This window comes from Micromonospora sp. U56, from assembly GCF_018070095.1.
Classification (GTDB): Bacteria; Actinomycetota; Actinomycetes; order Mycobacteriales; family Micromonosporaceae; genus Micromonospora; species Micromonospora purpureochromogenes.
In genome coordinates this window covers 1-9,696 of the sequence record NZ_JAGPYL010000180.1, presented here as the reverse complement: position 1 = coordinate 9,696, position 9,696 = coordinate 1, and the positions used below count along the sequence as shown (strand labels likewise).

The window sequence follows — 9,696 nt, the reverse complement described above, 5'->3', positions numbered from 1 at the left end:
CGGCTGCACGGCGAACTCGGGCACGTCCCGCCGGCTGAGCACGAGGCGCTACACACGATGACCCACCCGGTCACCGGACCCCTGAAAACCAGCTAACCAACTCTCCATCAAACCCGGGGCTTGACACTGTGGCCATCTCACCGCCACCACCACCCGGAGGCGGTCGGTTCGCCTGCGGTGGACCGGGGGTTCATGTCGGTGGAGAGGCTCATGCGTGCGGGCGGGGGTGCGGGCGCAGGATCCGGGTCCACAGTTGGCGGATCCACCACACGGCGACCGCGATCGCGTAGATGACGCCGAGGATCCCGGTTGCGCGAGGGCTGACCAGCGCGGCGGTGATGACCGCCATAGGCGCGCCGAGGATGAGCCGCAGCAGCGGTTGCCGCACGACGGCCATGATGGTGCCGGCGCCGAGGAGCAGACCGCCGAGGCGGCCGGTGATGTCGATGAACAGGATCATGTCGGGCCAGCGGTCGGCGGTCAGGGAGTACTGGATGCACAGCATCCCGGCGGCCGCCGTCACCACCGAGCTGGTGGGGAAGGCCAGGAGCTGTGACCAGCCGCCCTGCGGTGTGCGCCACTGTCGGGCGGCGATGAGTGCCATCACCGCCGCGACCGCGATGATCGGGGCGATCGGCAGCAGCGCCCACCGCAGGAACGGCCCGACAGCGGTCTCGATGTAGAGGCTGCCGACGACCGCGTACATGCCGGCGATCGCGCTGCCCATACTTGCGGCGGCGAGGATGCCCGTGCCGGTCTGAACGCCGGGTGGGCTGTGGTCGGCTGCGTTGCGGGCGGCGATGGCGGAGGCGATGACCGTGCCGGCGCCGAGGCAGGCGATCAGGGCGAACACCGCGGCCATGGCGAGCTCACCCCAGTTCAGCATCGCCGTGGCGGGAATGACACCGAGGATCCCTCCCATCCACTCCGGGGTGAGGAGGAACTGCGCCACCAACGCCAGAGACGCGAAGCCGGGCACCGCGATGGCGGCAGCCCTGCGCACCGGCGGCACCGCAGCCGGCTCCGGGGCGACAGCATCGCCGCCGACCTGGATGGCGCCGACGTCGGCGGCACCACGCACCGCGGCCAGGTCAGGATCAGCCGCCACGACCGGGGTGATGCCGGTCGCCTCGCTGAGGGTCTTCTGCAGCAGCGGCATGTGAGCGACCCCCCCGGCGCAGTAGATGCCCACGACATGGGCTCGGTCGACTTCCGCTGCGGCGATCGCTTCCACCGTCAGCTCAGCGACCCTATCCAGCGCGGGCCGCGCGGCCTGGTCCAGCAGGGCAGCGTTCAACACCGCGGCGGGGCCGCCTGGCAGTGGCACGGTGACCGCCGGATGGTGGGCAAGGGCGTGCTTGCCCGCCTGCACGCTGGCGGTCAGGACCCACCTGTCTCCTTGCTCGCCGGTGCTGCCGGTCGCCGCTGGGAGGAGCATGGCCGTCAACGCGTCGTCGATGGCGCTGCCGCCGACGTCCGGGTCGGTGAGGGTTGCCAGGACCTCGAATCCTGCCGGGCCACGCCGCAGAACGCTGACCTCCGCGGTGGCGCCGACATCGCAGACGACGAAGAACGCGCCCACGGACAGCTGCACACCTTGGGCCAGCAGCTGGCCGGCCACGGCCACTGGCGCTTCCACCAGGCGAGGCTGCGGCAGGCCAGCGCGGTGCGCGGCGTGCCGCATCCACGTCCGCCGCCGGGGCCCCACCCCGCAGGCACCACCACCCGCACATCCTCCACGCCGACGCCCACCGCCTGCCGGGCCTCACCGGCCACGCGGCGCAGGGTCGCCACGACAAGATCCAACGCGTCGACCTCGGTGCCGGCGACGGTGAGCGTCTGCTCGGCGGAGCGTCGAGGCGCCGGGATGAACCGTCGCGGGTCTGCGGCCGCCGCTTGCCAGGCCCTCTGCCCAGTGAGGACGTTTCCGTCATCGGCCAGGTACACCGCGCTGGACAGTGCCGGCTCGCCGTCGAATCGCAGCGGGAACCACCTGCCGTCCGGCCAGGCCATGACCGCGGTCGTGGTGGCACTGCCGCAGTCGATCGCTAACCGCGCCTCCCCCGGTCGCATAGGCCCCAGTCAAACATGAGGATCACTGTCACGTCACCCATGAATCACGCACAGCCACCGACAGGCAGGCGCCGGAGAAGACATCAGAGGGTCACTACCTGCCGCCCTCAATCGCTTCACCCACTTGGTTACCTTGACCGTTATCGATTGGATGAAACCATGGAACCACGAATGACACCGGTATCCCCCGACGACGTCGCCGCCCTCTGGACGACAGCTGCGACAGCGACCGATCCCGTGGACCGACAAGTCGCGGAAGCCGCCGCCCGGGCGGCCTATCGCGCTGCCGGCCTCCCGGCGCCTTCCCGATTCATCTGGTGCACGTCACTGCAGGAGGCCATCGACGCGCTCGAACACCACATCGGCGAGGGCCACACGCCACTGGTGCGCCAGGTGCGCCGAGACGTTCTCCAACAGGCCCTGTCCACGGCGCGGGCACCGCTGTGGCAGCAGGCATCCGACCTCGAACAGAGCACCGCACACGGCGCCTTCCACCACTTCTTCGAGTGGGAGGGTTACTACGGCGAACAACGCTACGACGGCATGGAGGAACGCTACGACCTGATGGAACACCCCTACCTCTGCTCACCCGTCCTGCCAGCAGAACGGGCGGCACTGCAACCGGTCCTGACCGCCGTGCGCAGCACGTATGAGCAAGTCCTGCGCCCGACCTGGGACGCGCTGGGCCAAGCAGTGCGCCGCTACGCCCTGCACCCCGCCTGGTACTGGCACGACTACCACACCATGGTCGAACAGAACGACGAGGCACGCGCCGTTGTGCAGTACTGCCTACCGGACGCCAATGATCAGTTCTTCGATCCCGCCTGGCATTTCTACCCCGACCTCGTCGTCCTCGCCGCCATCGACACCTATCGCACCGCGTTCGGCACCACCCCGGACTCCGGCTGGAAAGGCTGCAGAGAGGTGGCGTTGGCATCTGGGCCCTGGTGGCCCTTCGCGGACTTCGCCGTGATGACCGAGCGGGTGATCGCCCTGCACATCAACGGGTAAGAGCCGCCTACGCGTCGATGATCAGCACGCCGCGCCGATGCGGATGTCGGTGGCCCACTACCAACGGTTGCGTGGTGCGCTATCCCCCCGAGACGGATGTCGCGCCTCCAGGTTGGGCGTGAGGTGTGATGGCGCCTGCGGTTCCGTCGACGGTCACGAGTTGCCCTGGGCTCAGTCGTTGGGTGGCGTTGCCGGTGCCGACGACGGCGGGGATGCCGTACTCGCGGGCGACGAGGGAGGCGTGTGCGGCGAGGGTGCCGCCGTCGGTGACGACGGCGGCGGCCCGTGCGAACAGTGGTGTCCACGCCGGGGCGGTGGCCTTCGCTACGAGCACATCGCCTTCGCGGAAGTCGGGGAAATCCCGTGGACTGTGGACGATGCGTACGGGGCCGGTGGCCCGACCGGCTGACGCCGGATGGCCCACGATTACCCCAGCGGCCACCTCGCGCGGGCCACGTGCTTCCTGCACCGCCCGGTCGATCACGTCGCCGATCAGCCGGGGCGGCGTGCCGAGGGTCAACGGAGCGGCGAGGCGGCGCTGACGCTGCCACCGCTGGCGCCGCTCGGCGAGGATCTCCGGCTCGATCGGCTCGACCTGGCCGGTCAGGCGACCCGTGACCTCGCCGCGAGTGCAGAAGAACACGTCGTCGACCTGTTCGAGGACGCCCCTCGCGGTCAGTTGCTCACCGAGGCGGCGCACACAGGTGCGCAACACTGGCCAGGCCAGAGTGAAGTCGCGGGCCTGCTCCTCCCGGATGACGGCATACCGCTGGTTGACCCGCAGCAGCTGCTCGAACTCAGCGAGCAGCCGCGGCTGGTGGGCGAGCGCGCGCCGGCACGCCTGCTCGGCGGCGCCGCGTTGCTCGACGACCTGCGCGTGGCGACCGCGGATGTCCGTGGCGGCGGCCAGGGTGGGAAGCTCGGCGGCGACCGGGTGGTACCAGTCGGCGCTTTGCACTGCATGCCCGACGCTGCCCGGCTGGGTGCCGGGCAGACCACGCAGCAGGACCTGCGCGCCACCGTGCTCGTCGGGGAGCACATCGGCAAGGTGCTTTCTGGTGAAGCGGGTCAGGCAGGCTTCCATCTTCCACGCCGAACCGCCGACGATCGCCAAGTACCACAAGTAGGTCCCGGCCTCGCAGCTCAGCGTGTCGACCAGATGGGCCAGCCGGTCGGGCGCCGCGGCCGGGGCTTCAGCTTCGGCAACGGCGACCATCTGCCGGTACGCGGGCAGCTGGATGTCCCGCCACTGCCGGTCCAGATCGGACAACACCTCCCGGTCGGCGGCGGCCGGGTTCCGGCTGACCCGGATCAACGCGTTGAACAAGACCTTGACCGCTCGGCTTCGTCCATGCCACAGCACCCGGGCCAGGAGCCTCGGTGACGGGATCGGTGTGGCGTTGTAGTACCAGCCGTTGACCAGCGCGTACCGGAACGGCACCCGTACCCCGACGCTGCCGTGCATGCCGTCGAGATAGCCGTCTTCCAGCACCGGCAGCAGCCACGTGCCGCACAGCGGCGTGACCGCCTCGGGCAGCCATTCCCCGAGGCGGAAGTTGCGCATCCACAAACCCGGCCCCGGCGCCGTCCACGACACCTGCTCCGGCACGGCCGTCATCGGCCGGCCCTGCAGCAGCCACAGCCTGCCGGCCCGGTCGATGGCCCACTCGACGTCCTGCGGCCGGCCGTCGTACCGGTCGGCGATCCGACACGCGAGCTCCGCCACGGCGTCGGCTTGGACGGCGGCGAGGACACGCTCACCGTCGGGGCCGGACCGGGTCATCACGGTGCGGCTCGCGGTGACCGTCCACTCTTCGCCGGTCGTCTCACCCGACACCAGCGGATCACCCAACCCCGCAACGGCGGCCACCACCGTCTGATCGCGGTCGCCGGTGACCGGATGCGCGGTAAACGCCACCCCGGCCGCGACCGGGTCGACCATCACCTGCACCAGGACCGCCATCGCCGCCGTCGCACCACCCTGCCGCTGGTGGTAGGCCGTGACCCGCTCGCTGCCCGCCGCAGCGAAGCATCGCCGCACCGCCTCACCCAGCCCGTCGGCCGGCACGTTCAGGTACGTCTCGTAAAGGCCGGCATATGAGGCATCCGGTAGATCCTCTGCCGCCCCCGACGAACGCACCGCGAACCGGTCCCCGCCCAGGCCCTCGGCGGCGGCCGCAAGTCGTCGGTCCAGCTGGGGGTCATCGAGGGCTGCGGTGGTGATCACGACCCCGGGCGGCACCGGAAACCCGGCCGCGGACAGTTCCGCCAGCACCGCCGCCTTCCCGCCGATCACCGCCCGGTCGGCCGCGCTCGCCTCCGCCAGGTCCACGACCACCACGTTGGAGACCATCACACCCACCGCCATATGTAGTGTCACAAAGTATTGTGATGCTACAGTAGAGGTGCCGGACGGCAGGGGGCAAGAAGGAAGAAGGGAGAGCCACCGGTGTTGCCGATGCGACCGGACCTACTCAAAGGCCACCTCGACGCGTTGCTGCTCGCGGTCCTGGAACCCGGGCCACAACACGGCTACGCCGTCATCGAAGCCCTGCGTACCGGCAGCGAGGGGGCACTCGACCTGCCAACCGGCACCGTCTACCCGGCACTGCACCGCCTCGAACGCGCAGGCCTCATCGCCAGCGACTGGCAGACCGTCGGCGGCCGCCGCCGCCGCGCCTACCACCTCACCCCAGCAGGGCAGGCCGCCCTCGGTGAGCAGCGGGCAGTCTGGGACCAGTTCTCCACCGCAGTCACCGCGGTCCTGGGCAGGCGGACATGGCCAGCGACCGCCTGACAACCCCAGCCGACGAGGAACGCCTCAAGGCGTACCTGAACGACCTCACCGCACGGCTGCGTGGACCGCGCCGGCGCCGTGAGGAGGTCCTCACCGAACTACGCGACGGGCTCCACCACGCCATCACCGACCACACCACCGCCGGCCTACCCGAAGGCCACGCGGTCACCGCCGCGATCGCCCAGTTCGGCATCCCCCAAGCGGTCGCCGAGGCCTTCGCAGGAGAACTAGCCACCGCCTATGCCAGGCGCACCATCGCCTGGTACATCGCCACGGGGCCCCTCGTGGGCATCTGGTGGCTGCTGCTCCTGCAGCCCCATCCCTGGCGCACCGGCCTCATCGCCCTGCTGGCCGCGATCCCCGCCATCCCACTGATCATCGTCGCGATCGCCGCCGCCGCCGGAACCTTCGCCACCACCGGCCGTCTAATGCGTTGGCTACCCGAAGCCAGCCCCCAACACGCGCTCGCCGCCACCATCACCATCGCCGCCCTCGCGCTCGCAGGGGATGTCACGGTGATCGCGACCTACCTACGGTCAGACATTCCGGCGCAGGTATTCGCCGTCTTCGCCATCGCGGCGAGCCTCGCCCGGATCGCCTGCAGCCTGATCACGATGCGCCACGCCACCGCGATCGGCGCCCCGCGGCGCTGCTGACGGACAACCACCCGCCAACTCAACCCCGTCATGCGCGGACGGACATCCAGCCCGGTCCTCGTTCCACCGGCCTATCGATGGTGTTGGTGCAACGATGGAAGACGTGGGAACTGCGAAAACTGCTACGCCTGCTATCTCGCCTCTTGCCGGCGAGCCGATCAAGCGTGCCGACGCCGAGCGGCTCGCGGGAGTGCTGAAGGCATTCGCCGACCCGGCCCGGCTGCGACTGCTCAGTCTCATCCAGTCCGCTCCCGAGGGCGAGGCGTCCGTCAGTGACCTCACCGCGCCGCTCGGTCTCTCCCAGCCGACCGTGAGTCACCACCTTCGGATCCTCACCGAGGCCGGCCTGATCGAGCGCGAAAAGCGCGGCGTCTGGGCCTACTACCGCCTCGTGCCGTCCTCGATCGCGGCGATCGCCGAGCTGTTGACGCCGCCGCGCAAGCGGGCGACGAAGAAGGCCCGCTGAGCGGGTACTGCCGAAGGCCGGCGCCGGTGCAGGTTCCCAGGCCGTAGGTCGGCAGACCCCGAGGTCGTCGAGGTGGTGGCGGCGCGGTGGGTTCTGCTTGAGCGTGAAGTGCTGGTGGGTGCGGAAGCGGGCGCCAGCCGCCACACCGCCCTCGCCAGCCGGCTCGCCAACAGCGCCAGTCGAACGCTTGTACGATGCGGTGGTGCGGGAAGTGGCGGGGCGCTGGTGGAACGGCATCGTGGGACGGCTGGGCCGCCGGGACGTGTGGCTGACCCGCGAGGTCCGATGGAAGGTCATCGCCCGCGCTGGCGATGCTGAGACGGGTCGGGTACTGCGGTGGGATTTCGACACCGAGTCCGAAGCTCTCGCCATGATCCAGCGCCTGCTCGCCGCCGACGCCGGCGGCAGTTGGCGCAAGCAAGACGGCGACGCCGCCTCGTCCCCACCTCAGTAACCGCTCAAGGGCCCGGCCGGCGGTCGCATCCCGAGAGACGGCGCCGCCGGCCGGAGCTGTGCGGTCAGGAGCTGCAGGTGTTGAGCATGCTCTGCAGGGCGGACTTCTCCGTCGACTGCAGGGTCAGGGCCCAGCTGTATTTCACGGTGATCCACATCTTGCTGTAGGTGCACCGGTAGGACGACAGCGGCGGTTGCCACGTCGAGGGGTCCTGGTCGCCCTTGGCCTGGTTGACGTTGTCGGTGACCGCGATCAGCTGGGGGCGGGTGAGGTCGTTGGCGAAGCTCTGCCGCCGGCTGGTGGTCCAGGAGCTTGCGCCGGAGCGCCACGCCTCGGCCAGGGGCACCACGTGGTCGATGTCGACGTCCGAGGCCGCGTACCAGGTGGCGCCGTCGTAGGGGCTGTACCAGCGGCCGGACGTCGCCGCGCAGGAGCTGTCGACGACGACGGAGGTGCCGTCGCGCTTGAGGACCTGCTCGCGGGTGTTGCAGCTGCCGCTGATGGTGATCCAGTGCGGGAACAGGTCCCGCGAGTAGCCGCTGGTCGAGCCCTGCGCCGCCACCGTCAGGGCGTTCAGCTGAGACTGCGCCGTGGCTTTCGACGGGATGCCGGGAGGCGTGGCCGATGCGGGCTGCGCGTTCACGCCCGCCAGCAGAGTTCCCGCGAGTGCCGCGACGGCGAGCGCGGCGGCGTGTCGTCTGGCGCGCGGGAAGCGGGGAGAGGTTTGGGTGGTCGACATGGCGGGCCTCCTCGTGGTGGTGGACGGCTACCGTCTCTAACGATCATGTCGATCGAAGGGCATGCCTGTAAAGGCACGTCGTACAGCCATCGACTGTTCGGCATCTTCCCGCGCTGCCCGCCACCCCGGTCCAACCATGAAAGAGGGAGGTGAGGACTGTTCGGGTCCGCCAAAGGTGTGTCTCGCGGTGAGCCCGGGCCGCCGGCGCGCCAGCTCACCCGATGCCGGTGGCCTGTTGCGGCCACCGGTCGCGCCGATGCTGGCAAAACCGGTCGAGATCGTGCCGACAGGCCATGGGCTGTCCTATGAGCCGAAGTGGGACGGCTGGCGTGCCCTGGCGTTCCGCCACCAGGACGGGGTCTATCTGCAGTCCAGAGCAGGGCGTGACCTTGGCGGCTACTTCCCGGACGTGCGCGAGGCGGTCCACCAGGCGGTGGCACCCGGTGCCGTGCTGGACGGGGAACTCGTGGTGTGGGCGGGAGAACGGACCGACTTCTCCCAGCTGCAGCGGCGGGTCACCGCCGGGACGGGCCGCGCCCTGGCCAGGAGCCACCCCGCCCACTACTTGGTCTTCGACCTCCTCAGCGCCCCACCCGGCCTACCCCTGCTGGACAAGCCGCTCGCCGAACGCCGCGCCCTGCTGACATCACTGCTCGCCGACGCCCCCGCACAACTCGTCCTGTCCCCGCAGAGCACCGACGTCGGGCAGGCCACCGAGTGGCTGCACACCTGGACCGCCGCCGGCATCGAAGGACTGATGATCAAACGGCTCGACAGCCGCTACGAGCCCGGCAAGCGCGGCTGGCAGAAGTACCGCGCCTACCACACCACCGAGGCCATCATCGGCGGCGTCACCCCCAGCCTCAGCAACCCGGAGACCCTCCTGCTCGGCCGCCTCGACGAGCACGGACAACTCCGCTACACCGGCCGGACCCACCCCCTGCGGCCCGCCCAGCACGCGGAGCTGATCGACCTGCTCGCCCCTCACACCGCAGCACCAGACGCCCATCCTTGGCCGCAACCACTGCCCGCCTCCTGGACAGGGCAACTCGACCGGCCCCAACCCCTCCCCTACACCCCGCTCCTCCCCGCCGTCGCCGTCGAGATCGAAGTCGACACCGCCTACGAGCACCACCGATGGCGCCACCTCGTCCGCTACCGACGCCCCCGCCTCGACCTCACCATCACCGACGTTCCACCCCTCGACAGCCGGTTTTGACGCCCGCCAGCACCGCCACCAGGCCAGAGACGGCCGGTTCGCGACTCCATGGAGCCTTTGCGCCGAGTCCGGCTCTAGCACAACCGGAACATGATCAGGGCGTTATCCACAGACACGAGAGTTATCCACAGCCCCAGGAGCGGCCGTGGCAAGCCTAGTAGTACTTTGTCATGATCGGATGGGGTCTAGGGGTTTTCGTCTGGTGGGGAAGCGGGTTTTGCAGGTGGGGCAGGCGCCGGCGAGGCGGACGAGGAGATGTTGCAGGTCGCGGAGGACTGCGT

The 9,696-nt window shown here is 70.0% G+C and carries 9 protein-coding genes; 6 read left to right on the top strand and 3 right to left on the bottom strand.

Annotated features, from left to right (window positions below; translation table 11 throughout):
• Window positions 1-208: 208 nt before the first annotated feature.
• On the bottom strand, window positions 209-1,639 hold the full coding sequence (locus KBX37_RS32135) for an Hsp70 family protein (protein WP_307849294.1): 1,431 nt from the start codon (window positions 1,637-1,639) through the stop codon (window positions 209-211).
• 581 nt (window positions 1,640-2,220) lie between these two features.
• On the opposite strand from KBX37_RS32135, the gene KBX37_RS32130 reads away from it, so the two are divergent.
• Entirely contained in the window at window positions 2,221-3,084 is an 864-nt protein-coding gene (locus KBX37_RS32130) for a hypothetical protein (RefSeq protein WP_210779599.1), read from the top strand.
• A gap of 79 nt (window positions 3,085-3,163) precedes the next feature.
• Here the strand turns inward: KBX37_RS32130 and KBX37_RS32125 are convergent, their stop codons facing one another.
• Window positions 3,164-5,437, bottom strand: a complete 2,274-nt coding sequence (locus tag KBX37_RS32125; protein WP_210779598.1) for a PEP/pyruvate-binding domain-containing protein — start codon at window positions 5,435-5,437, stop codon at window positions 3,164-3,166.
• Window positions 5,438-5,542: 105 nt separating this feature from the next.
• Between KBX37_RS32125 and KBX37_RS32120 the strand changes: the two genes are divergently transcribed.
• From KBX37_RS32120 to KBX37_RS32105, 4 genes are all read left to right on the top strand, one after another.
• On the top strand, window positions 5,543-5,881 hold the full coding sequence (locus KBX37_RS32120) for a PadR family transcriptional regulator (protein WP_210779597.1): 339 nt from the start codon (window positions 5,543-5,545) through the stop codon (window positions 5,879-5,881).
• Entirely contained in the window at window positions 5,863-6,537 is a 675-nt protein-coding gene (locus tag KBX37_RS32115; RefSeq protein ID WP_210779596.1) for a permease prefix domain 1-containing protein, read from the top strand. The genes KBX37_RS32120 and KBX37_RS32115 overlap by 19 nt, the downstream gene beginning before the upstream one ends.
• Window positions 6,538-6,631: 94 nt before the next feature.
• Window positions 6,632-7,003 (top strand): helix-turn-helix transcriptional regulator, encoded by a 372-nt coding sequence (locus KBX37_RS32110; RefSeq protein WP_210779595.1) that lies wholly within the window; start codon window positions 6,632-6,634, stop codon window positions 7,001-7,003.
• 202 nt (window positions 7,004-7,205) lie between these two features.
• A complete protein-coding gene (locus tag KBX37_RS32105; protein ID WP_210779594.1) occupies window positions 7,206-7,457 on the top strand; it encodes a hypothetical protein in 252 nt (83 codons plus the stop codon).
• A 64-nt stretch (window positions 7,458-7,521) separates the two neighbouring features.
• On the opposite strand, the gene KBX37_RS32100 is transcribed toward KBX37_RS32105, so the two are convergent.
• Window positions 7,522-8,196: a DUF1524 domain-containing protein gene (locus KBX37_RS32100; RefSeq protein WP_210779593.1), complete on the bottom strand. Its 675-nt coding sequence runs from the start codon at window positions 8,194-8,196 to the stop codon at window positions 7,522-7,524.
• Between the two features lie 256 nt (window positions 8,197-8,452).
• On the opposite strand from KBX37_RS32100, the gene KBX37_RS32095 reads away from it, so the two are divergent.
• The gene (locus KBX37_RS32095) at window positions 8,453-9,415 is read left to right on the top strand and encodes an ATP-dependent DNA ligase (RefSeq protein ID WP_210779592.1); all 963 of its coding nucleotides are present in this window, start codon (window positions 8,453-8,455) and stop codon (window positions 9,413-9,415) included.
• Window positions 9,416-9,696: the final 281 nt, after the last annotated feature.